The sequence below is a fragment of the Streptomyces cinerochromogenes genome, from assembly GCF_014648635.1.
GTDB classification, from domain to species: Bacteria; Actinomycetota; Actinomycetes; order Streptomycetales; family Streptomycetaceae; genus Streptomyces; species Streptomyces cinerochromogenes.
Genome location: NZ_BMRM01000001.1, coordinates 192974 through 215643 on the forward strand (window position 1 = coordinate 192974; position 22670 = coordinate 215643).

A 22670-nucleotide genomic window follows, 5' to 3' on the forward strand; every position below is an offset into this window, starting at 1 on the left:
ACGCCGGTCAGGGCGTGACCTGACGGCGCCCTGACCGGCGTACACCCAGCGCTTTTTCACACCCAGAGCCGCGAACCTTGTCCGATATACCGAACACTCAGGACCCTAAGGACAGCTTGTGACCGACGCTTCCGTCCCGGCAGCCCGCAGGCCCGGCGAGCAGGTGCTCGCCGCACTCGGCCTCGGCGCGCCCGCACTCGACCCCGCCGACGCCTCCGCCCACACCTTCCCGGGCGGCGGCCGCTGGCGCACCGAGATCCCCTCGTGCGAGGGTCCCGAAGCGCTGGCGGTCGTCCTCAAGGAGGCCTCCCGCCTCGATGTGCCGATCCACCGGATCAGCCAGGGCAGCGGTGTGTGGATGCTCACCGACGCCGAGATCACCGAGATGGTCGACGCCACCGCCGAACGCGACATCGAACTCTGCCTGTTCACCGGTCCGCGCGGCACCTGGGACATCGGCGGCTCGGTGCGGTCCGACTCGCGGGGGGCCGGACTGCGCGCCCGGGGCCACGACGCGGTCGCCGGCTGTGTGGAGGACGCCGTCCGGGCCACCGAGCTGGGGGTCAAGTGCCTGCTCGTCGCCGACGAGGGCGTGCTGTGGACCCTGCACCGGGCCCGTGAGGCCGGCATCATCCCGGCCGACACCACGCTGAAGGTCTCGGCGCTCATCGGCCCGGTCAACCCGTCCTCGTACGCCGTCTACGAGCGGCTCGGCGCCGACTCCGTCAACGTCCCCAGCGATCTGACGCTGGACCACCTCACCGAGATCCGGCGGGTCTCCGGCGCCCCCATGGACATGTACATCGAGGCGCCCGACGACCTCGGCGGCTACGTCCGGATGTACGAGGTCGCCGAGCTGATCCGGCGCGGCGCACCGCTCTACCTGAAGTTCGGTCTCTCCAAGGCCCCCGGCATCTACCCGTGGGGCACCCACCTCAGGGACGTGACCCTGGACACCGCCCGGGAGCGGGTGCGGCGCGGCCGGCTCGCCCTGGACCTGCTCGCCCGGCACGGCGCGGACGGCGACATGGCGCCGCTCGGCTCCCGGTTGCCCGGAACGCTCCACCGCTTCCCCGTCACCGCGTGACCCCTCTCAACGACGAGAAGAACAAGGACTGATCCCCATGCGCAACCGCAGAGCCGCACTCGCCGCGATAGCCGGAGCCGCCTCGCTCGCCCTCACCCTGACCGCCTGCGGCCAGAGCGGCGAGGGCGGCAGCAAGGAGAAGCCGGGCGACACCAAGGGCGCCACCATCGGCATCGCCATGCCGACCAAGTCCTCCGAGCGCTGGATCTCCGACGGCAAGAACGTCGTCAAGGACCTGGAGGCCAAGGGCTACAAGACCAAGCTGGTCTACGGCGAGGACGACCCCGAGCAGCAGGTCTCCCAGATCGAGAACCTGATCACGCAGGGCGTCAAGGGCCTGATCGTCGCGGCCATCGACAACAAGTCGCTGAACAGCGTGCTCCAGCAGGCCGCGGACGCGCACATCCCGGTCATCTCCTACGACCGGCTGATCCTCGGCACCAAGAACGTCGACTACTACGCCTCGTTCGACAACGAGAAGGTCGGCACGCTCCAGGGCCAGTACATCGTGGACAAGCTCGGGCTGGGCAAGGGCAAGAAGGGCCCGTTCAACATCGAGCTGTTCGCCGGCTCCAACGACGACAACAACACCAAGTACTTCTTCGGCGGCGCCATGAAGGTGCTCCAGCCGTACATCGACAAGAAGCAGCTGGTCGTGAAGTCCGGGCAGACCCGGCTGAACCAGGTCGTCACCCTGCGCTGGGACGGCACCACCGCGCAGAAGCGCATGGAGGACATCCTCACCTCGTCCTACAAGACCGGCCGGGTCGACGCGGTCCTCTCGCCGTACGACGGCATCTCCATCGGCATCCTGTCCGCGCTGAAGTCGGACGGCTACGGCTCGGGCAGCAAGCCGCTGCCGGTCATCACCGGCCAGGACGCCGAGCTGGCCTCCGTGAAGTCGATCATCTCCGGCCAGCAGACGCAGACCGTCTACAAGGACCTCCGCAAGCTCGCCGAGGTCGCCGCGTCGATGATGGACGACTCCCTGAAGGGCAAGAAGCCGCAGGTCAACGACACCAAGACCTACGACAACGGGACGAAGGTCGTGCCCGCCTACCTGCTCCAGCCGGTGAGCGTCGACAAGTCCAACTACAAGCAGGTCCTGGTCGACGGCGGTTACTACACCGAGGGCGACCTCAAGTAACCCGCTCATTTCCTACGGATTGGAAGGCACGACCATGGCGGGACCCGTCCTGGAAATGCGCTCGATCGTCAAGACCTTTCCCGGTGTCAAAGCGCTGTCGGACGTCACCCTGACCGTCCGGCAGGGCGAGGTCCACGCCATCTGCGGGGAGAACGGCGCCGGCAAGTCCACCCTGATGAAGGTGCTCTCCGGCGTCCACCCGTACGGCAGTTACGAGGGGGACATCCTCTTCGAGTCAGAGACCTGCCAGTTCAAGGACATCCGGGCGAGCGAGCAGCACGGCATCGTCATCATCCACCAGGAACTGGCGCTGGTACCGCACCTGTCCATCGCGGAGAACCTCTTCCTCGGCAACGAGCACGCCAGGCGCGGGCTCATCAACTGGCGAGAGACCCTGCGCCACGCCACCGCGCTGCTGCGCCGGGTCGGCCTGGACGAGCACCCGGAGACCCGGGTCGCCGACATCGGCGTGGGCAAGCAGCAGCTGGTGGAGATCGCCAAGGCGCTGTCCAAGCAGGTGAAGCTGCTGATCCTGGACGAGCCGACGGCGGCCCTGAACGACGAGGACAGCGACAAGCTCCTCGACCTGATCCTGGAGCTGAAGAACCAGGGCATCACCTCGATCATCATCTCCCACAAGCTCAACGAGATCCGCAAGGTCGCCGACTCGGTGACGATCATCCGGGACGGGCGGTCCATCGAGACCCTCGACGTGAAGGCGCCGGAGACGACCGAGGAGCGGATCATCGCCGGCATGGTCGGCCGCGACCTCGACCACCGCTTCCCCGAGCGCACCCCGCACCAGCCGGAGGAGGGCGCGGCGCCGGCGCTGGAGATCCGCGGCTGGACCGTGTTCCACCCGATCGACCAGCAGCGCAAGGTCGTGGACGACGTGTCGCTGTCCGTGCGCCGCGGGGAGATCGTCGGCATCGCGGGCCTGATGGGCGCGGGCCGCACCGAACTCGCGATGAGCGTCTTCGGGCGGACCTACGGCCGGTACGCGGCCGGCACCGTCCTGAAGGACGGCACGGAGATCCGTACGAAGACCGTGGCGGAGGCGATCGGGCACGGCATAGCGTACGTCACCGAGGACCGCAAGCACTACGGCCTGAACCTCATCGACACCATCAACCGGAACATCTCGCTGACCGCGCTGGACAAGGTCGCCAAGCGGGGTGTGGTGGACGAGCACGAGGAGCGGCAGGTCGCCGAGGGCTTCCGGAAGTCCATGAACATCAAGGCGCCCACGGTCTTCGAGCCGGTGGGCAAGCTCTCCGGCGGCAACCAGCAGAAGGTCGTCCTCAGCAAGTGGATCTTCGCCGGTCCGGACGTGCTGATCCTCGACGAACCGACCCGCGGCATCGACGTGGGCGCCAAGTACGAGATCTACACGGTCATCGACCAGCTCGCCGCCCAGGGCAAGGCGGTCGTCTTCATCTCCTCCGAGCTTCCCGAACTGCTCGGCATGTGCGACCGCATCTACACGATGGCCGCCGGGCGGCTGACCGGTGAGGTGCCGCGGGCCGAGGCCACGCAGGAAGTGCTGATGCGCCATATGACGAAGGACAAAGAGGTAACGCGATGAGCACGGATGTGACCGCCAAGAGCCCGGCCCCCGCGCCGCCGGGCAGGAGCGGACCGGCCGCCGACGGGGGACTGCTCGGCCTGGTGCTGGCCGGCCTGCGCCGCAACATGCGCCAGTACGGCATGCTGATCGCGCTCGGCCTGATCGTGGTCCTCTTCGCGATCTGGACCGACGGGGACCTGCTGCTGCCGCGCAACGTCTCCAACCTGGTGCTCCAGAACAGCTACATCCTGATCCTCGCGATCGGCATGATGCTGGTGATCATCGCCGGGCACATCGACCTGTCGGTCGGCTCGCTCACGGCGTTCGTCGGGGCCTTCGCGGCCGTACTGACCGTGCAGCACGGGGTGTCCTGGCCGATCGCGCTGGTGCTGTGCCTGCTGGTGGGCGCCGCGGCCGGCTCGGTCCAGGGCTATCTGATCGCCTATCTCGGCATACCGTCCTTCATCGTCACCCTCGCCGGGATGCTGCTCTTCCGCGGCCTCACCGAGATCCTCCTCAAGGGGCAGACCCTCGGCCCGTTCCCGGAGGGGCTGCAGAAGCTCGGCAACGGCTTCCTGCCGGAGGTCGGCCCGGACACCAACTACCACAACCTCACCCTGCTGCTCGGGCTCGTCCTGATCGCCGCCGTGGTGTGGCAGGAGTTCCGGGACCGCCGCCGCCAGCAGGAGTTCTCCCTGGACGTGCTGCCCACCCGGCTGTTCCTGCTCAAGCTGACCGCGCTGGTCGCCGCGATCCTCGTCCTCACCCTGCTGCTCGCCAGCTACAAGGGTGCCCCGATCGTGCTGATCATCCTCGGCGCGCTGGTCGTGGGCTACGGCTACGTCATGCGCAACGCGGTCTTCGGCCGGCACATCTACGCGATCGGCGGCAACCTGCCGGCGGCCAAGCTGTCCGGTGTGAAGGACAAGAAGGTCACCTTCTACGTCTTCCTGAACATGGGCGTGCTTGCGGCCCTGGCGGGCATGGTGGTCGCCGCCCGGCTGAACGCGGCCTCGCCGAAGGCGGGCGTCAACTTCGAACTGGAGGCGATCGCCTCCTCGTTCATCGGCGGCGCGTCCATGAGCGGCGGTGTCGGCACCGTCCTCGGCGCCATCATCGGCGGCCTCGTCCTCGGCGTGCTGAACAACGGCATGAACCTCCTCAGCGTCGGCACCGACTGGCAGCAGGTCATCAAGGGCCTCGCCCTGCTGGTGGCGGTCGGGTTCGACGTGTGGAACAAGCGCAAGTCCGGTTCGTAAAGCGCCCAGACAACGGAGCCGCACTCATGGAACTGAACAGACGCACGGTCATAGCGGGAGCAGCCGCGGCGGGCCTTGCCGCCACCGCCCTCGGCGGCACTGCCGAAGCCGCCTCGGGAAGGAAGCCGGTGAAGGAACTCTTCGGCACGCTCGCCGACGGCACGAAGGTGTACCGCTGGTCGCTGGCGAACGGCGGCACCCGGCTGAAGGTGCTGTCCTACGGCGGCATCGTCCAGACCCTGGAGATCCCCGACCGGCACGGCCGGCACGCCAACGTGGTCGCCGGGTTCGACAACCTCGCCGACTACGCCGCGAAGAGCCCGTACTTCGGCGCGCTGATCGGCCGGTACGGCAACCGCATCGGCAAGGGGCGGTTCACGCTGGACGGGACGTCGTACCAGCTCTCCGTGAACGACGGCGACAACAGCCTGCACGGCGGGGCCAAGGGCTTCGACAAGCGCGTGTGGGACGTGGAGCCGTTCACCCGGGGCACCGACGTCGGCCTGCACCTGCACTACACGAGCGTCGACGGGGAGATGGGCTACCCGGGCACGTTGCGGACGAAGGTGACGTACACCCTCACCCGGCACGGCGACTGGCGCATCGACTACGAGGCCACCACCGACAAGGCCACCGTCGTCAACCTCACCAGTCACGTCTACTGGAACCTGTCCGGCGAGGGCAGCGGCACGATCGAGGACCACGAACTCACGATCGCCGCCGCCCGCTACACCCCCACCGACTCCGGGCTGATCCCCACCGGGGAGTTGGCGAAGGTGGCGGGCACCCCGTTCGACTTCCGGCACGCCAAGCCGATCGGCCGGGACATCCGCGCCGGGCACGAGCAGCAGGTGCAGGCCAAGGGGTACGACCACAACTGGGTGCTGGACAAGGGGATCACGTCTCGGCCCGAGCACGTCGCGACCCTGCGCGACCCGCGCTCCGGCCGCACCCTGAGGATCGCCACCACCGAGCCGGGACTGCAGTTCTACTCCGGCAACTTCCTCGACGGGACGCTCACCGGCACCGGCGGCCGCACCTACCGGCAGGGCGACGCCCTGTGCCTGGAGACGCAGCACTTCCCGGACTCGCCGAACCACGCGGAGTTCCCGTCGACGGTGCTCAGGCCGGGGCGGACGTACCGGACGTCGACCCTCCACACCTTCGGCGCGTGAACCGGCTCACACAGCGGACGAGTTGAACACCACTGCCGTCCCCTCCGTATCGAAGGGCGGCCCGTGCTCCCCCGCACGGGCCACCCTTCGACGGAGGTTCCCTTGCCTGACAACGTCACCTCGTTGTTCCGCAACACCGCCGCGCACAGCCCTTCGATGGCGGCGCTGACGCGGGAGAGCGACGGGTCGGGCCCGGTGGACTTCTGCATCCCGTGCAACCCCTACTTCCCCACTCCCGCCATGTTCGAGGAGATGGGCGCCCGGCTGCGCGAGATCGTCACGTACTACCCCAGCGGCGCCGACACCATCACCGCGGAACTGTGCGACCTGCTCCAGCTCCCGCCGCAGTGCGTGGCGATGGGCAACGGCTCGACCGAGCTGATCACCTGGATCGACCACCTCCTGGTCCGTGAGTCCCTGGCGATACCGGTCCCCACCTTCGGCCGCTGGACCGACCAGCCGATGGAGACCGGCAAGCGGGTCGACATGTTCCCGCTCCAGGAGGCGAACGGCTTCGCCCTCGACCTCGCCCAGTACGCCGAGTTCATCCGCAGCCGGGGCACCCGGGTGGCCGTGATCTGCAACCCGAACAACCCCGACGGCGGCTATCTGCGCCGGCAGCAGGTGGTGCAGTTCATGGACGCCATGGCGGACCTCGACCTGGTCGTGGTCGACGAGTCGTTCCTGGAGTTCGCCGACGCGGAGGCCGAGCCGAGCGTCGTCCAGGAGGCCATGCTCCGCCCCAACGTGATCGTCCTGCGCAGCCTCGGCAAGAACTTCGGCCTGCACGGCATCCGCTTCGGCTACCTCGTCGCCAACCCGGCGCTCGCGGGCAGGGTCCGCTCGATGCTGCCGAAGTGGAACCTCAACTCCTTCGCCGAGCACGTGGTGTTCATGCTGAAGGAGCACGGCGCCGAGTACGCGCAGAGCCTCCAGCAGGTCCGCCGCGACCGCCTGGAGATGGCCAGCCACCTCTCCGCGCTCCCCGGCCTCACCGTCTACCCCTCCCAGGGCAACTTCCTCTTCGTACGGCTGCCCGTCGGCGCCGAGGGCACGGTGGTACGGGACCGGATGCTCACCGAGCACCGGATCCTGGTCCGCGAGTGCGGCAACAAGATCGGATCCTCCAGCCGCTTCCTGCGGCTCGTGGTGCGCCCCCAGGTCGACGTGCGTCGCCTGGTGTCCGGCCTGGAACAGGTGCTCTACGGGCCCAGGAGGGGAGCCGCCGTACCCGAGCCGGGCACCGGGACCAGCTACAGCTCGGGTACGGCGGCGGTCGACCGGCTGGTCAGCGAGACCAACGGGGCCGGAATGCGGCTCACCCCGGCCGGCCCCGCTCCCGCCGCCGGCACCGGCATGCCGCTCCCCGCCGCCGTCACCCCGACCGGCGGCAGGATGCCGATGCCGGCGGCAGCCCAGCCGATGCCGACGGCGGCCCAGCCGATGGCGGCGGCGGTCCGACCGGCCCCAGCTCCGGCACCGGCACCGGCCCCGCAACCGGCCTTCACCCCGACACCCCCACCGGCGCAGGCGCCGACCCCGGCCCCGGCGCCTGTGCCCACACCAGCCCCCGCCCCGGCTCCCGCGCCTGCCCCTGCGCCCGCACCGTTGGCTCCGGCGGCGATGACCCCCGCGGCGATGACCCCTGCGCCGTTGGCCCCCGCGCCCGTCCCGGCCGCCGCCCCCGCCGTGGCACCCGCCCCCGCCGTGGCCCTCGCGCCCACCCCGCCCGGTGTTCCGGCCCGCGGCGGGCTCACCGCGGCCCAGGTCCGCGGGATGACGGCCCCGGCCCCCGCCGCCGGTCTGACCCCGGCACCCGCGACGGGCTGGCCCAACGCCCAGAGCTGGCCCAACGCGGCGGGCGCGGGTCAGGCGGCGGGCTGAGAGCCGTACGGGGAGCGAGGGCCGGGCGTCAGAGGAGGAGCAGGAGCAGCGCGGCCATGGCGGTGGTGAGGGCGGCGCACACCGCCAGGGTGACGCCCAGGCAGCGGCGGCGCAGCTCCTGGTAGCGCTGCTCGTACTCGGCGCGCAGGGACACACAGCGGGCCGCGATGCGTTCGAGGTCGGCCTTGGCCCGCTGCAGGCTGTCGGCGACGTAGTGCTGCTCGATCTGCTCGCGCTGGGCCGTCGTCATCCAGTCCAGGGGGCCGGTGAACTCCCGGGCCCGCCGCTCCGCCTCGGCGATCCGGGCCTGCCACAGCAGATAGCCCTCCACCTCGTTGCCGAGGTCGCCGCCGGCGCCGGCCCCCTGCTTGGGCAGACCGCTCACCCGTGGCCCCGGTCGCCGGTGCCCGGCAGCGCGTAGGCCTCCTGCTCCCGCAGGGCGATGTCCGGGTGGTGCAGGTCGAACGCCGGGGACTCGCTGCGGATCCGCGGCAGGGTGACGAAGTTGTGCCGCGGCGGCGGGCAGGAGGTCGCCCACTCCAGCGAGCGGCCGTAGCCCCACGGGTCGTCCACGCCGACCGGGGTGCCGTACTTGGCGGTCTTCCAGACGTTGTAGAGGAACGGCAGGATCGACAGGCCGAGCAGGAAGGAGCTGATGGTCGACACCGTGTTCAGCGCGGTGAAGCCGTCGACGGCGAGGTAGTCGGCGTAGCGGCGCGGCATGCCCTCGGCGCCCAGCCAGTGCTGGACCAGGAAGGTGCCGTGGAAGCCCACGAACAGCGTCCAGAAGGTGATCTTGCCGAGGCGCTCGTCCAGCATCTTGCCCGTGAACTTCGGCCACCAGAAGTGGAAACCGGCGAACATCGCGAACACGACCGTGCCGAAGACGACGTAGTGGAAGTGGGCCACCACGAAGTACGAGTCCGAGACGTGGAAGTCCATGGGCGGCGAGGCCAGGATGACGCCGGTGAGTCCGCCGAAGAGGAAGGTCACGAGGAAGCCGGCGGCCCACAGCATCGGTGTCTCGAAACTCAGGGAGCCCTTCCACATCGTGCCGATCCAGTTGAAGAACTTCACACCGGTCGGGACCGCGATCAGGAAGGTCATGAAGGAGAAGAACGGCAGCAGCACACCGCCGGTGACGTACATGTGGTGGGCCCACACGGTGACGGACAGGCCGGCGATCGCGATGGTCGCGGCCACGAGTCCCATGTAGCCGAAGATCGGCTTGCGGGAGAACACCGGGATGATCTCGGTGACGATGCCGAAGAACGGCAGGGCGATGATGTACACCTCCGGGTGGCCGAAGAACCAGAAGAGGTGCTGCCACAGCAGGGATCCGCCGTTGGCGGGGTCGTACACGTGGGCGCCGAAGATGCGGTCCGCCGCGAGGGCGAACAGGGCGGCCGCCAGCACCGGGAAGGCCAGCAGGACCAGGACACCGGTCAGCAGCACGTTCCAGGTGAAGATCGGCATGCGGAACATGGCCATGCCGGGGGCGCGCATGCAGACGATCGTGGTGATGAAGTTGACGGCGCCGAGGATGGTGCCGAAGCCGGAGAAGGCCAGCCCCAGGATCCACAGGTTCGCGCCGACCTGGGGGCTGCGGATCGCGTCCGACAGGGGGGTGTACGCGAACCAGCCGAAGTCGGCCGCGCCCTCGGGGGTGAGGAAGCCGCCGACGGCGATGAGCGAGCCGAAGAGGTAGAGCCAGTAGGCGAACATGTTCAGCCGCGGGAAGGCGACGTCCGGGGCGCCGATCTGGAGCGGCATGATCCAGTTCGTGAACCCGGCGAACAGCGGGGTGGCGAACATCAGCAGCATCACGGTGCCGTGCATCGTGAACAGCTGGTTGTACTGCTCGTTCGAGATCAGCTGCAGGCCGGGGCGGGCCAGCTCGGCCCGGAGGATCAGCGCCATCACGCCGCCGGCCAGGAAGAACGCGAACGACGTCGACAGGTACAGCGTGCCGATCGTCTTGTGGTCGGTGGTGGTCAGCCACCTCACGATCACGTTGCCGGGCTGTTTGCGCCGCAGCGGCAGCTCGTTCTCGTACGAGTCCTCGGCTGCCGTCGCCCCGTCCTGGGGTTCGTTGAGGATGCTCACAGGTCGTCCGTCTCCCGATGCTCGCCGTCCGCCCACGCCATGGCGCCGGTCACCCGCCATCCTGGCCGCGCGACGGCGGCGGGGACGCCCAGAGCGGCCGAGGCACGGCCGTTGGGATGACGGATGTACCCGTTCGGAGCAGCGGACGGGCCGGTCCGCCCGGCGCCGCGGCGCGCTTGGTAGGTTCGCGCGGATGTCGGTGACGACGAACCCGGGAGGTCCTGGCGGCGGAGCCGACGCGGTGCGTGGACGCCGTCCGGGAGGGGGTCGCGGCCCTCGGTGCGGGGAGACCTGTGAGCACCTCCGAACCGGCCTGGTTCAAGAGGTGACCGTCGGGCCGCTCGCTCCGGGCAAGCGGCCCGAGACCTTCCACCCCGCTCAGGAGGCCGGGCGGCACTCCTTCCACGCCAGGTGGTACACCGTGCTGATGTCCCCGTCCGTCGAGTCCATCGTCATGAAGCTGACCTTGTCGGGGGTCACGGTGCCCGCGTTCACGCGGAGTTCGGTGTTGATGTTGAAGTTGCGGAGGACCCCGCAGGGGGCCCAGACCAGCTGGGCCCAGTCCGTGGAGTCGGTGGCCTGCCAGTCGTCGTTGTAGGGGCCGTTGTACGGGTGGGTCCTGGGGACCGTCTGGGACGAGCCCTGGAAGTAGTACGACGCCTTCTGCGTGGCGGTGGCGCCCCGCTGGAGCGAGGCGAAGCCCCGGTAGTCGGCGCTGGCTATCGCGTAGGTGAAGCCCTGGGGGACGTGGACCACCAGGTTGAGCTGGCAGTTCCTGCGGAAGGCCGTGGGGTCGGAGTTGCCGCCGGCCTGGGCCAGGTAGGCGCTGTACGTGACCGTGAACGCCGTGTTGTCCGGCGACACCGCCACGGCGGCCGTACCGGCGGGACAGCCCGAGCCGTTCACCGTGGCGACGTCGATGACGATCTTGTCCGGGGGCGGGTCGTCGAAGGGTGACGAGCCCTGGGCGGGCGCTAGTGCGGTGGTGAGCAGGGCGGCCACTGCGCCGCCCATGAGGAGTCCACCAACCATGGGTCTCTCCCGGTTGTCGAGTGGGGGGTGCCGCCTCCGCCCGTAACGGTTCAAAGGTGAAAGACTTGTGCGTCACCTGTGAAGCCGTGGTGGAGGCGTGGGTAGCGTAGGGACCCCCGCCCGGGGCCGGGAGAGCGAACTCCGGCCATTCACGGCCCGCCCGGAATCGCCCCGTTGGACCTGTTCGCCCCTGTCAGCCCTGGAGGCGTGTGGGGAGCAGCGTCCGCAGCGACGTGACGGGGTGGCCCACTTCGAGGGAGCCGAGGAGGGCGTTCAGGAGGGCGCCGCCGGGGACGGAGGCGGGCGGGGCGGGGCGCTGGGCGGCCTCGGCGGCGGGGGCGGCGGCCAGCAGGGCGGCGGCCAGGACGGTGACGCAGGCGAGCTTCTTGATCATGGCCTTACCAACGACCGGGCCCCCCGGGGGAAACCTCCCCGTCCCCCTAGTGGACGAGCGGCGGGCCTCCGCATCCGCGCGGGACCGGGACGCCGGGTCCTCCGGGGCGTGTGCGGGAGGGCCCGTACGGTGGCGATTTCCCCTGCCTTCACCGGACCGTTACCCTGCCGTACGGCCAGCTCCGGTACCGCCCGTACCGCGTAATCCGCCCGCGCCGAGAACCCATGGGTCCATAGCGGGGCGTGCCCGTGTGGAGAATGGCCGGACCGCGCCCCCGTAAGATCGCCCGGGAGGATCCACCTTGGCGCTCAGCAGACGTACCTTCAGCGCCCTGGCCGGCTGTGCCGCGCTCGGGCTCGCCCTGGGCGGCAGCGGCGGCCCCGGGGCGCCCTCGGCGTACGCGGGCGGCAGCGCGCCGACCGGTCCGGCTCCGGTCCCGCCGAGCGCCGACGGCCGGCGGCACACCATCGGGTACGACCGCTACTCGCTGCTCGTGGACGGGCGGCGGCTGGTGCTGTGGTCGGGCGAGATGCATCCGTTCCGGCTGCCCAGCCCGTCGCTGTGGCGGGACGTGCTGCAGAAGATGCGGGCGCACGGCTTCAACGCCGTCAGCATCTACGTGGCCTGGAACTACCACTCCCCCGCGCCGGGCCGCTACGACTTCAGCGGGGTCCGGGACCTCGACCTGTTCCTGCGGACGGCCGCCGAGACCGGGCTGTACGTCATCCTGCGGCCCGGGCCCTACATCAACGCCGAGGTCGACGGGGGCGGGTTCCCCGGGTGGCTGACCGCGGCCAAGGGCACGGCCCGGACCGACGACCCGGTCTACCTGTCGTACGTGGACGAGTGGCTGACCCAGGTGAACCGGATCGCCCGCCGGCACCTGTTCACGCAGGGCGACGGCACGGTCCTGCTGTACCAGATCGAGAACGAGTACGACGCCCACGCGACGGACACCGCCGGGCGGAACTACATGTCCCACCTGTACCGGAAGGTACGGGACGACGGGATCGACGTTCCGCTGTTCCACAACGACAAGGGCCGCAACGGCTACTGGGTGCCGGGCTCCTTCGACACGGGCGGGGAGAAGGGCGGCTGGCTGTACGGGTTCGACGGCTACCCGTCGCCGTCGCAGACCCCGCCGGACTGGGGGCACTACGGTCCGGGCGGGCCGAAGGGCGGGGCCACCGCCTCGCCGTCCACGCCCGGCTTCGTGCCCGAGTTCGGCGGCGGCTGGTTCGACCCGTGGGGCGGGGCCTGGTTCGACGGCAAGGGGTACGCCGAGTCGCGGCGCACCCGGGACGCCGCGTACGAGCGCCGGTTCTACCTGACCAACCTCGCCAACGGGCTCACCCTGCACAACGTGTACATGGCGTTCGGCGGGACCTCGTGGGGGTGGCTGCCCGCGCCGGTCGTCTACACGTCGTACGACTACGGCGCCGCCATCGACGAGGGCCGCAACGTCACGGACAAGATGGCGCCGATGCACCAGCTCGGGCACCTGCTCCAGCGCGTGCCCGACTTCGCCAAACTGGACCGGGCGGCGGACGTGACCGCCGAGGGGCTGAAGGTCTACCACCTGACCAACCCGGACACCGGCAGCCATGTGTACGTCGCCCGCAACGACGGCACCGACCCGGTCACCACCGAGCTGCCCACCGACGCCGGCCGGCTGCGGATCACCGTGCCCGGCAAGGACGCCAAGCTGCTCACCACCGGTCTCCCGCTGGGCGGGCGGAAGCTGAAGTACGCCACCGCCGCGCCGATGACCTTCCTGACGGCGGGCCGGCAGGACATCGCCGTGTTCGCCGGGCGGCGCGACGAGATGGCCGAGCTGGTGCTGGACTGCGCGGAGGAACCCTTCGTGCAGCGCCTGGACGAGGAGGCCGGCTGGGCCTACGACCGGGGCGAGCTGCATGTGAACGCCCCCCTGGGGCAGGGCGGGCTGACCCGGGTGCTGGTGCAGAAGGGCGAGAGCGACACCCCGCTGCTGCTGCTCCTCGCCGACGACGCGACCGCCGTCCGCCTCTTCCCCTACGACACCCCGTCCGGGACCCTCCTCGTCTACGGCCCGGCGCTGCTGCGGCACGCGGAGGTGCACGGCTCGGAGGTCCGTCTCACCGGTGACATCACCGAACGGACCAGCATGGAGGTGTGGGGCCCGCGCGGGATCGACACCCTGGTGTGGAACGGCCGGAAGCTGCCCACCCGGGTCACCCTCTCCGGCAGCCTGATGACCACCGGGATGCTCCCGGACACCCCCGAGGTGCGGCTGCCCGAGCTGGGCGGCTGGCGGATGCGGACGGAGAACCCGGAGGCGGGCCCGAGCTTCGACGACTCCTCGTGGCAGCTCGCCGACAAGACCACGTCGTACAGCACCACGGCCGTCCCGGACGGGCAGCCGGTCCTCTTCGCCGACGACTACGGCTTCCACTACGGGGACGTCTGGTACCGGGGCGCCCTCACCGACACCAGCGGCGTCGAGGAGGTCTCGCTCGCCTACAGCACCGGCACGCAGGGCCTGCTGATGGCCTGGCTGGACGGCGAACCGCTGGGCACCCACCGGATGCCGGTGCCGGACAAGACCGTGACCATCCGCAAGGGCACGTGGACGGAGACGGCCGTCTTCCCCGTGCGCGAGCGGCTGCGCTCCCCCGGCCGGCACGTGCTGTCCGTCCTGGTCCGGCGCATGCAGCACGACCAAGACGGCAAGGCGCTCGACACGCACAAGGCGGCGCGGGGCCTGACGGCGGTCACCTTCACGGGCGCCGAGCCGAAGGTGCGCTGGCGCATCCAGGGCGCGAGCGCCCCCGACCCGGTGCGCGGGCCGATGAACAACGGCGGTCTGTACGGCGAGCGGGAGGGCTGGCACCTGCCCGGCTTCCAGGACCGCGGCTGGGAGCGGGTGACGTTCCCGCGCGCGGAGCGGTACCAGGGCGTGACCTGGTACCGGACCACGTTCCGGCTGTCGGTGCCGGCCGACGTCGACGCGTCGATCGGCCTGACCCTGGACGACGACCCGTACCGCGCCTACCGCGCCCAGATCTTCCTCAACGGCTGGAACCTGGGCCAGTACATCAACAACGTCGGCCCGCAGCACACCTTCGTCCTGCCGAACGGCGTCCTGCGCACCCGGGGCACCAACACCCTGGCGCTGGCGGTCCTGTCGGAGTTCACCACGCTGTCCGGCCCCGGGTCGGTACGGCTGACCCTGCTCGGCAGGGCGACCGGCGGCGTACCGGTCGAGCCGGTCTGATCAGGCCAGCCTGATCACGTTCCAGGACAGCGGCTCCAGTACGGCGGTGAGGGTGCCGTCCGTCAGGGCGCTGCCGTGGACCGGGTGCGGGGTGACGCGGTCGGGGTCGGCCAGGGTGTTGCGGGCGTCGGGGTCGGCGTCCGCGAGCGCGCTGTGCTCGGTGACGGCCGTCAGCTCCAGCCCGTTCAGCGCGACCTCCAGGGGCAGCGGCTCGGTGCGGCTGCGGTTGACCGCGAACACGGTGACCGTGCCGTCGTCCGCGCGGACGGCGGTGGCGTGCAGCAGGTCCGTCTCGCCGTACTTCCTCGTGGCGTACGTCGGCGAGTCCACGCGCACGTCCAGCACCTGGCCCCGGCCGTACCGGGAGGCCTGCGCGAACGGGAAGAACGTGGTCTGCCGCCAGGCCGGGCCGCCCGGCTCCGTCATGATCGGCGCGATCACGTTGACGAGCTGGGCGAGGCAGGCGACGGTGACGCGGTCGGCGTGCCGGAGCAGCGCGATGAGGAGCGAGCCGAGGACGACGGCGTCCGTGACGCTGTAGTTGTCCTCCAGCAGGCGGGGTGCCTCCGGCCAGTCGGACGGGTCGATGGTCTTCGCATGCGCCTCCCACCTGGAGAGGTACCAGACGTTCCACTCGTCGAAGGAGAGGTTGATCCTCTTCTTCGACTTCAGTTTCGCGCCCACGTGGTCGGCGGTCGCGACCACGTTCTCGATGAAGGACTCCATGTCGACGGCCGAGGCGAGGAAGGAGTCCACGTCGCCGTCGACGGGCTCGTAGTAGGCGTGCAGGGAGATGTAGTCGACCAGCTCGTACGTCTCCTCCAGGACGGTCGCCTCCCACGCGGCGAAGGTGGGCATGGCCTGGCTGGAGGAGCCGCAGGCGACCAGTTCCACGGAGGGGTCCTGCTGGCGCATGGCCCGTGCCGTCTCGGCGGCGACACGGCCGTACTCGGCGGCCGTCTTGTGGCCGGTCTGCCAGGGGCCGTCCATCTCGTTGCCGAGGCACCAGAGCCTGATGCCGAAGGGGTCCTTGTCGCCGTGGGCGGCCCGGAGGTCGGAGAGGGCGGTGCCGGCGGGATGGTTGGCGTACTCCTGGAGTTCCAGCGCCTCGGCCACGCCCCGGGTGCCGAGGTTGACGGCCATCATGGGTTCGGCCTGGGGGCCGACCTTCCTCAGGAACGCGATGTACTCGGAGAGGCCGAAACGGTTGGTCTCGGTGGAGTGCCAGGCGAGGTCCAGACGGCGGGGGCGGTCCTCCACCGGGCCGACCGAGTCCTCCCACCTGTAGCCGGAGACGAAGTTGCCGCCGGGGTAGCGGATGGTGGTGACGCCGAGTTCGCGGACCAGGTCGAGCACGTCCGTACGGAGGCCTTCGGCGTCGGCCGCGGGGTGGCCGGGTTCGTGGATGCCGGTGTAGACGCAGCGGCCGAGGTGTTCCACGAAGGAGCCGAAGAGACGGGGGTCCACTCGGCCGACGGTGAACGCGGGGTCGAGGGTGAAGCGGGCGGTGCGCTTGCTCATGGGTTCCTTCCGGGTCGGTCGGGGCCTCGCCGTTCGATATACCGGATAATGCTCGTAACTTCGAACGGGACCGTAGATTCGAAGCGCGTTCACGTCAATGGGTTGGACACACGCTCACAGGTGGTTCCCCGTTGAACGACGGCCGTCGGATCACATGACGTGGGCACATCCCTGCGCGTACGCTCGGACCAGCCGCGACCGGCGGTGGGAAGGGAGACAGATGAGCTTCGGGGGCGCGCGGAAGCAGGCGGCACGCCTGGCCGCACGGCTGCGGCGCACCCGCCCGGGTTCGGCCATGCGCACCCTGTCCGGCGACCTCGCCGCCGCCGTCCGCACCCGGCCCGAACAGCCGCAGGGCGTACGTCCGTTGTGCCGGGCGCTGTGCGAGGAGATGAGCGCGCTGCGCGGCGGGCGGCCGGTGGAGCTGCGCTTCGAGCGCTTCCCGGACGAGATCGAGGTCACCGGGCTGTGGGTCGAGTTCGCCGACTTCGACCTGGTCATCGTGGAGGAACGGGCCGAGGCCGTCCAGCAGTTGGTCATCCTCGGACACGAACTGTGGCACCTGCACGCCGGGCACCGCCACCACCATCTCGCCGGGGACGCCGCCGCCCGGGCCCTCGCCGACACCCCCGGCTGGCGGGAGGCCGCCCTCACCGTGGCCGCCCGCAACGGCTCCCGGGAGGCCGACGAGGCCGAGGCCGACGACTTCGGGCACCGCCTGGCCACGCTGTTCCGGGGCCACCTCGCCGGAGACGCCTCCGCCCCGCTGGACCCGGTGCAGCGTTCCCTCGGCTACCGGGGGCGCGGAGGAACGGCTCGGTGACCCTGCCGGCGGCGGACCCCTCCGGGATCCTCAGCACGTTCTACATCTCCTTCTGGATCCCCACGGCCGTGCTCACCGCCGCCCTCGTGATCAAGCTGCCCAGCATCATCCGGCTGTGGCGGGACCCCCTGCTGCGCGCGGTCGGCGGGCTGCTGCTGCTCGCCTGCGCGGTGTTCGTGTTCTGCACCCCGTCCACCATCGCCCGGGTCAACCGGCTGACCGGCGTGCCCAACTTCTCGGCGCCCTGGTGCTATTCGCTCATCACCGCGTTCTGTGGCTCCTGCCTGCTGCTCCTCGTCACCTGGCGCAACGGCCCGTACGACCGCTCGGCCGCCACACGCCGGGCGACGCGGTGGGTGGTGTCGGCGTACTCGGGTGTGATCGCCGCGCTGTGGGTGCTGTTCCTGCTCGCCGACGCGCGCGAGGAGCGGGTGCGGGACCTGGACACCTACTACGCGACCACGCCGTTCATGCGCGAGGAGATCCTGCTCTACCTGGTCGCGCACGCCGTGGCCTGCGTGCTCACCCTCCGGCTGCTCCGGGACTGGGTACGGGCGGCGGGCCTGGACGCGTGGCTGCGCCGGGGCCTGAGACTGCTGGGCGCGGGCTACGTGATGAACCTGCTGTTCGGCGCGGCCAAGCTGACCGCCGTGGTCGCGCGCTGGTCCGGGCGGGACCTGGACTGGCTGAGCACCGACCTGGCCCCGCCGGTGGCGGCCCTCTCCGCCATCCTGATGGCGGCCGGCTTCGTCCTCCCCCACGCCGGCCAGTACCTGCACGACCGCCGGCGGGTCCGGAGCGCCCTGCGCGAACTGCGGCCGCTGTACCGGGTGCTGTGCGCCGCGAGCGGCGAGGGGGTGCCGTTCGCGCTGCGCGCCGCGCCGGAACTGCGGCTCACCCGGCGCGAGACGTTCATCCGCGACGTGCTGCTGACGCTCGCCCGCCACATCGACACCGGCCTCGGCAGCCGCGCGTACGACGCCGCGCTCGGCCTCGGCCACCCGCCCGAGCGGGCCCGCGCGCTGGCGGCCGCGGTGACCGTTCTCGACGCGGTCGAGACCAGGGCGTGCATGCCGTCGGCGGCGGGGCCGGGCGGGGGGCCCGACCCCGCGTGCCTGCTCCAGGGGATCGGTGCGGTGTCCCGCGCGCTGGCCCGTCCGGCCGACGTGGCGGCGGTACGCGCGGCTGCCGTCCCGGGGTGTGCCCTGCCGTCCGCCGACCGCGGCTCCGTGGTGGCTGGTCGCGCAGTTCCCCGCGCCCCTGGGGAGCTGTAGTCGCCCTCGGCTGCCGACGCGCCGTGGCCGGGTTCAGCCCTGGAACGACGGTTGGGGCAGGCCCTTGCCCGCGTCCGGGATCACCAGGAGGGAGCCCGCCAGCGGGTCCGGGGAGGTCAGGCCCGTGCGGGCCGTGGTGACGTACAGGTCGGTGAGGTTCTCGCCGCCGAACGCGCAGGCCGTCGTGCGCGGGGTCGGCAGGGTGATCACGCGGTCGAGGTCGCCGGCGGGTGTGTAACGGCGTACCGCGCCTCCGTCCCACAGCGCCACCCACACACAGCCCTCCGCGTCGACCGTCAGGCCGTCGGGGAAGCCGGCGCCCTCCTCGATCCGCACCAGGGGACGGCGGTCGCGGACCGTGCCGTCGGGATCGTGGTCGAAGACGTCCACGCGCCGGGTCGGGGAGTCGACGTAGTACAGGAGGCGGCCGTCGGGGCTCCAGCCGGTGCCGTTGCTGACGGTGGCGTCGGGGAGGACCGTCGTCACCGTTCCGTCCCCCGTCAGCCGGGACAGGGTGCCGCCGCCCGGCGCCTCGTCGTAGCGCATCGTGCCCGCCCAGAGGGAGCCGTCGGGGGCCACCGCGGCGTCGTTCGCGCGGCGGCCGGGGACCGGCTCGTGGTGCAGCCAGCGGAACGAGTCGTCGGGGTCCAGCAGACCGACGCCGTCCCGCAGGTTCAGCACCAGGCCGCCGCCCGCCCGGGGCTTGGCGGCGCCGACGTGCTGGGGCGTCGTGCGCAGGGTGCGGCGGCCGGAGGAGGGGTCGTAGGTGTGCAGCCGCATGCCCAGGATGTCCAGCCAGACCAGCCGGCCCGTCGCCGGGTCCCAGGTGGGGCCCTCGCCGAGCGCCGCCTCCGCCCGCACCGCGACCTCGTACGCCGTCATGCCGCGCTCCGGTGGCCCAGGCGCTCCGACAGCTCCGCCGCGCCCTTCGCGGCGAGCTGCTCCAGCTCGGCCCGGCGGTCCTCGCTCCAGCGGATCATCGGGACGGAGATGGAGAGGGCGGCGACGACCTGGCCGGTGCGGTCGCGGACCGGGGCGGCCACACAGGAGACGTCCGGGTTGGACTCGCGGTTCTCGACGGCGATCCCGCGCCGCCGGATCTCCGCCAGGGTCTCGCGCAGGACGGCGGGATCGGTGATGCTGTTGGGCGTCATCGCGGCCAGCCCGGTGCCGTCCGGGATCCGCGCGGCCAGCTCCGGCTCGGGCAGGGCGGCCAGCAGCATCTTGCCGACCGACGTGCAGTGGGCCGGAAGGCGGCGGCCGGCGGCGGAGACCATGCGGACCGCGTGCGTGGAGTCGACCTTGGCGATGTAGATGACGTCGGTGCCTTCGAGGATGGCGACGTGGACGGTCTCGTCGCAGGTCTCGGCGACCGAGCGGGCCACCTGCTGGCCCTCGGCGGCGAGGTCGAGCTGCTCGGCGTAGCGGCTGCCGAGCTGGTACGGGCGCACGCCGAGCCGGTACCGTCCCGGCTGTCCGGGCACCGGAACGATGTACGAGCGTGCGGCGAGCGTGGTGACCAGCTCGTGCACGGTGGTGCGCGGCAGCTGGAGCTTGCGCACGATGTCGGGGGCGGAGAGCGTCCCGTCCCCGTCGAGGAACAGCTCAAGAATGTCGAGAGCCCGGGTCACGGCAGGCACGAGGCGTCCCACGTCCGGCCCCCTCCCTTACGGTCTGGCGTCTGCGTTCGATATTTCAACAGACGATCGGCATGACGAACACAGGCTAGTCATGGCGGGTGGTGCGGGCAATGGGTCGGGAACGACCCCCGCGGTCACGGGCACCATGGGGGTCATGGATCCCGACTTCCAGCTGGTGCTGCTGCGCCGCATGGCCGACCACAACCCGGGCCTGGTCGAGGAGGCCCGGCGGCGGCTCGGCGCGTCGGCCGCGGACATGCGGGAGGCCAACAAACGGTGGCAGGCCATGGTCCGTTCGCCGCGGGCCCGGGGCGCGGCGGCCCGGTACCGCTCCGTCCTCGGCGAGCCCGGATCCGTCGAGCCCCGCCGCCTCGGCGACGCCGTCTGCGAGGCCCGGCGGTGGACCCTGCCGCTCTGGCCGGACCTGCGCTTCGAGGTGCTCGTCGGACCCGACGGCGGCGTCTGGAACGAGTGGCTGGTGCGGGCGCCCGGCGCGCCCGCACCCCCGCTGCGCACCCTGGAGGACCTGACCCCCTGGTCCTGCACCGTGGACGAGGCCGCCCGCGCCTTCCCCCCGGCCCGCCCGCTGGAGGGCACCGCCCCCACCCGGTGGGGACTGGCCCTCACCGCCCCCGACCGGGAGGGCGTACGGCGGGAGGTCGTCGCCGAGTTCACCTGGGGGCTGCTCCAGCGGACGGCGGTGCTGCCCTGAGGGGCATCAGGCGTCGAAGGCCGTCGCCCTCGTCCGCTTCTCCCACTCCGTGACCTCCTCGCGGACCTGGTCGAGGTGGGCCAGGACCGCGCTCACCCCGTCGTCGCCGAGCGGCAGCCGCAGCGGGGTCCGCTCGGCCTCCAGCGCGGCCAGGATCACGGCCGCCGCCTTGGCCGGGTCGCCCGGCTGGGTGCCGTCGCCGCCGGACACGGCCGCACGGGTCCCGCTCACCTTGGCGTACACCCCGCTGTCCGGGCTGGCTCCCGACCGGCCGGCGCCGAACAGGGAGGTCCGGAACGCGCCCGGCTCCACGATCAGCACCTTGATACCGAACTCCGCCACCTCGTCCGCGAGCGCCTCGGAGACGCCCTCCAGCGCGAACTTCGTGCCGCTGTAGGCGCCGAAGCCCGCGAAGGACATCTGCCCGCCCATGCTGCTCATCTGCACGATCGCGCCCGAGCGCCGCTCCCGCATGTGCGGCAGCACGGCCCGCACGAGCGCCAGCGGCCCGAAGAAGTGCAGGTCGAACAGGTCCCGCAGCTCCGCGTCGGTGGTCTCCTCGACCGCGCCGACATGGGTGCGGCCCGCGTTGTTGACCAGCACGTCGATCCGGCCGTGCCGGTCCACGGCGTCCCGGACCACCGCGTCGACCGCGGCCAGGTCGGTGACGTCCAGACGCACCGCCTCCACCCGGCCCGGGTGGGCGGCCACCAGGTCGTCCAGGGCCTCGGGGCGGCGGACCGCGCCGATCACCAAGTCGCCCGCGGCGACGGCCGCCTCGGTGATCTCCCGGCCGAAGCCGCTGCTCGCCCCGGTCACCAGCCAGACCTTGTCCACGTCAACTCCCCCTCAGGCACGGCCGTTCACGGATCATGCACCGTGCCGGTCACACCTTAGGCGGGGTCCTCGGCCGCCGCCAGGATCGCCCGGGTGACGCGCGGCAGCGAGTCCGGGTGCAGCCACAGGAACAGGTTCGGCTCCACCAGCTCCAGCTCCATCAGACGGGGCTCGCCGTCCTCGCCGTCGACCAGGTCGACACGGGCGTACAGCAGCCCGGGGGCGCCGGGCACGGCCGCCAACGCCTTCTCCGCCACGGCGAGTTCCGCGTCGGTGGGCCGCCAGGGCTCCAGGCGGGGGTGGGCCACCTTGTCGGCGTCGTACGGGGTGCCGGGCGCGAGGACGGCGCCCTTGCGGCTGGCGTGCAGCAGCCGGCCGCCGAAGAACTGCAGGGCCCGCTCGCCGCCGACGTCGATGCGCGGCATGTACGGCTGCACCATCGCGGTCAGGCCCTCCGCGTGCATGCGGGCCAGGTGCCGTACCGCCGTGTCGTGCTCGGCGGGCGTGTAGCGGGCGGCGAAGCGGGCGCCCGCGCCCGACGCCGGCTTGATCACGAACTCCTCGCCGTCGGGCAGGCCGGCCGGCTCACCGGGCGGTACGTAGCGGGTGGGGACGGTGGGCACCCCGGCCGCCGCGAGGTCGCCGAGGTAGCGCTTGTCGGCGTTCCAGCGCACCACCGGTGCCGGGTTCGCGAGCCGGGTCAGCGCGCCGACCCGGTCCACCCAGGCGCCGAACTCCGCGGCCCGCCAGCTGTAGTCCCAGGTCGAGCGGATGACGACGAGGTCGTAGCCGGCCCAGTCCGCCGCCGGGTCGTCCCAGTACCGGGCCTCCGCCCCGGCACCGGCGTCCCTGAGCGCCCGCACCAGCAGCGGCAGATCGGCGTCCTTGCCCGGCTCGGTTCCGGGGTCGTAGGTGGCGAGGGCTATCCGGGGCACGGCGGGCTCCCTGTCGTACGG

General features: G+C 71.4%; 19 protein-coding genes. 10 read left to right on the forward strand and 9 right to left on the reverse strand.

Going from position 1 to position 22670, the window contains the following annotated elements:
- Window positions 1-118 precede the first annotated feature (118 nt).
- The 6 genes from IEZ20_RS00865 (at window position 119) to IEZ20_RS00890 (ending at window position 8119) form a co-directional block, all read left to right on the forward strand.
- Window positions 119-1087, forward strand: a complete 969-nt coding sequence (locus IEZ20_RS00865) for a hypothetical protein (RefSeq protein WP_189294110.1) — start codon at window positions 119-121, stop codon at window positions 1085-1087.
- A 37-nt stretch (window positions 1088-1124) separates the two neighbouring features.
- Window positions 1125-2234, forward strand: coding sequence for a multiple monosaccharide ABC transporter substrate-binding protein (chvE, locus tag IEZ20_RS00870; protein ID WP_189294111.1), 1110 nt, complete (start codon window positions 1125-1127; stop codon window positions 2232-2234).
- A gap of 34 nt (window positions 2235-2268) precedes the next feature.
- Window positions 2269-3819, forward strand: coding sequence for a multiple monosaccharide ABC transporter ATP-binding protein (gene mmsA, locus IEZ20_RS00875; protein ID WP_189294112.1), 1551 nt, complete (start codon window positions 2269-2271; stop codon window positions 3817-3819).
- Window positions 3816-5060, forward strand: coding sequence for a multiple monosaccharide ABC transporter permease (gene mmsB / locus IEZ20_RS00880; protein WP_189294113.1), 1245 nt, complete (start codon window positions 3816-3818; stop codon window positions 5058-5060). The genes mmsA and mmsB overlap by 4 nt, the downstream gene beginning before the upstream one ends.
- A gap of 26 nt (window positions 5061-5086) precedes the next feature.
- Window positions 5087-6235: an aldose epimerase family protein gene (locus IEZ20_RS00885; RefSeq protein WP_189294114.1), complete on the forward strand. Its 1149-nt coding sequence runs from the start codon at window positions 5087-5089 to the stop codon at window positions 6233-6235.
- Window positions 6236-6337: 102 nt separating this feature from the next.
- The gene (locus tag IEZ20_RS00890) at window positions 6338-8119 is read left to right on the forward strand and encodes a pyridoxal phosphate-dependent aminotransferase (RefSeq protein WP_189294115.1); all 1782 of its coding nucleotides are present in this window, start codon (window positions 6338-6340) and stop codon (window positions 8117-8119) included.
- A gap of 28 nt (window positions 8120-8147) precedes the next feature.
- On the opposite strand, the gene IEZ20_RS00895 is transcribed toward IEZ20_RS00890, so the two are convergent.
- From IEZ20_RS00895 to IEZ20_RS00910, 4 genes are all read right to left on the reverse strand, one after another.
- Entirely contained in the window at window positions 8148-8504 is a 357-nt protein-coding gene (locus tag IEZ20_RS00895; protein ID WP_189294116.1) for a cytochrome C oxidase subunit I, read from the reverse strand.
- Window positions 8501-10225 carry an aa3-type cytochrome oxidase subunit I gene (gene ctaD / locus IEZ20_RS00900; protein WP_189294117.1) on the reverse strand — a complete coding sequence of 575 codons (1725 nt, stop codon included), beginning with the start codon at window positions 10223-10225 and terminating at the stop codon, window positions 8501-8503. The genes IEZ20_RS00895 and ctaD overlap by 4 nt, the downstream gene beginning before the upstream one ends.
- Window positions 10226-10603: 378 nt before the next feature.
- The gene (locus IEZ20_RS00905) at window positions 10604-11257 is read right to left on the reverse strand and encodes a DUF4360 domain-containing protein (RefSeq protein WP_189294118.1); all 654 of its coding nucleotides are present in this window, start codon (window positions 11255-11257) and stop codon (window positions 10604-10606) included.
- 193 nt (window positions 11258-11450) lie between these two features.
- On the reverse strand, window positions 11451-11651 hold the full coding sequence (locus IEZ20_RS00910) for a hypothetical protein (RefSeq protein ID WP_189294119.1): 201 nt from the start codon (window positions 11649-11651) through the stop codon (window positions 11451-11453).
- A 301-nt stretch (window positions 11652-11952) separates the two neighbouring features.
- Between IEZ20_RS00910 and IEZ20_RS00915 the strand changes: the two genes are divergently transcribed.
- Window positions 11953-14907: a glycoside hydrolase family 35 protein gene (locus IEZ20_RS00915; RefSeq protein ID WP_189294120.1), complete on the forward strand. Its 2955-nt coding sequence runs from the start codon at window positions 11953-11955 to the stop codon at window positions 14905-14907.
- Here IEZ20_RS00915 and arfA read toward each other — a convergent pair whose 3' ends face one another.
- Window positions 14908-16428, reverse strand: a complete 1521-nt coding sequence (arfA, locus tag IEZ20_RS00920) for an arabinosylfuranosidase ArfA (RefSeq protein ID WP_189294121.1) — start codon at window positions 16426-16428, stop codon at window positions 14908-14910. It lies immediately after the preceding gene.
- A 220-nt stretch (window positions 16429-16648) separates the two neighbouring features.
- Here arfA and IEZ20_RS00925 point away from each other — a divergent pair, with 220 nt between their 5' ends.
- Complete coding sequence (locus IEZ20_RS00925) at window positions 16649-17251, forward strand: toxin-antitoxin system, toxin component family protein (RefSeq protein ID WP_189294122.1); 603 nt, start codon at window positions 16649-16651, stop codon at window positions 17249-17251.
- Window positions 17248-18525 carry an MAB_1171c family putative transporter gene (locus IEZ20_RS00930; RefSeq protein WP_229895827.1) on the forward strand — a complete coding sequence of 426 codons (1278 nt, stop codon included), beginning with the start codon at window positions 17248-17250 and terminating at the stop codon, window positions 18523-18525. Before IEZ20_RS00925 ends, IEZ20_RS00930 begins: the two co-directional genes overlap by 4 nt.
- A gap of 33 nt (window positions 18526-18558) precedes the next feature.
- Here IEZ20_RS00930 and IEZ20_RS00935 read toward each other — a convergent pair whose 3' ends face one another.
- Window positions 18559-19407 carry an SMP-30/gluconolactonase/LRE family protein gene (locus tag IEZ20_RS00935; RefSeq protein WP_189294123.1) on the reverse strand — a complete coding sequence of 283 codons (849 nt, stop codon included), beginning with the start codon at window positions 19405-19407 and terminating at the stop codon, window positions 18559-18561.
- Window positions 19404-20177: an IclR family transcriptional regulator gene (locus IEZ20_RS00940; RefSeq protein ID WP_189294124.1), complete on the reverse strand. Its 774-nt coding sequence runs from the start codon at window positions 20175-20177 to the stop codon at window positions 19404-19406. Before IEZ20_RS00940 ends, IEZ20_RS00935 begins: the two co-directional genes overlap by 4 nt.
- Window positions 20178-20319: 142 nt before the next feature.
- Here IEZ20_RS00940 and IEZ20_RS00945 point away from each other — a divergent pair, with 142 nt between their 5' ends.
- Entirely contained in the window at window positions 20320-20877 is a 558-nt protein-coding gene (locus tag IEZ20_RS00945) for a hypothetical protein (protein ID WP_308434630.1), read from the forward strand.
- Between the two features lie 6 nt (window positions 20878-20883).
- Here the strand turns inward: IEZ20_RS00945 and IEZ20_RS00950 are convergent, their stop codons facing one another.
- Entirely contained in the window at window positions 20884-21714 is an 831-nt protein-coding gene (locus IEZ20_RS00950; protein WP_189294126.1) for an oxidoreductase, read from the reverse strand.
- Window positions 21715-21770: 56 nt separating this feature from the next.
- The gene (locus IEZ20_RS00955; RefSeq protein WP_189294127.1) at window positions 21771-22649 is read right to left on the reverse strand and encodes an ATP-grasp domain-containing protein; all 879 of its coding nucleotides are present in this window, start codon (window positions 22647-22649) and stop codon (window positions 21771-21773) included.
- Window positions 22650-22670 lie beyond the last annotated feature (21 nt).

What these genes read in the sequence shown, in the direction of transcription:
- IEZ20_RS00885 (WP_189294114.1), top strand. Translation starts at nt 5,087, where the DNA reads ATGGAACTGAACAGACGCACGGTCATAGCGGGAGCAGCCGCGGCGGGC.
- IEZ20_RS00945 (WP_308434630.1), top strand. Translation starts at nt 20,320, where the DNA reads ATGGATCCCGACTTCCAGCTGGTGCTGCTGCGCCGCATGGCCGACCAC.
- chvE (WP_189294111.1), top strand. Translation starts at nt 1,125, where the DNA reads ATGCGCAACCGCAGAGCCGCACTCGCCGCGATAGCCGGAGCCGCCTCG.
- IEZ20_RS00905 (WP_189294118.1), bottom strand. Translation starts at nt 11,257, where the DNA reads ATGGTTGGTGGACTCCTCATGGGCGGCGCAGTGGCCGCCCTGCTCACC.
- IEZ20_RS00910 (WP_189294119.1), bottom strand. Translation starts at nt 11,651, where the DNA reads ATGATCAAGAAGCTCGCCTGCGTCACCGTCCTGGCCGCCGCCCTGCTG.
- mmsB (WP_189294113.1), top strand. Translation starts at nt 3,816, where the DNA reads ATGAGCACGGATGTGACCGCCAAGAGCCCGGCCCCCGCGCCGCCGGGC.
- arfA (WP_189294121.1), bottom strand. Translation starts at nt 16,428, where the DNA reads ATGAGCAAGCGCACCGCCCGCTTCACCCTCGACCCCGCGTTCACCGTC.
- IEZ20_RS00925 (WP_189294122.1), top strand. Translation starts at nt 16,649, where the DNA reads ATGAGCTTCGGGGGCGCGCGGAAGCAGGCGGCACGCCTGGCCGCACGG.
- IEZ20_RS00935 (WP_189294123.1), bottom strand. Translation starts at nt 19,407, where the DNA reads ATGACGGCGTACGAGGTCGCGGTGCGGGCGGAGGCGGCGCTCGGCGAG.
- mmsA (WP_189294112.1), top strand. Translation starts at nt 2,269, where the DNA reads ATGGCGGGACCCGTCCTGGAAATGCGCTCGATCGTCAAGACCTTTCCC.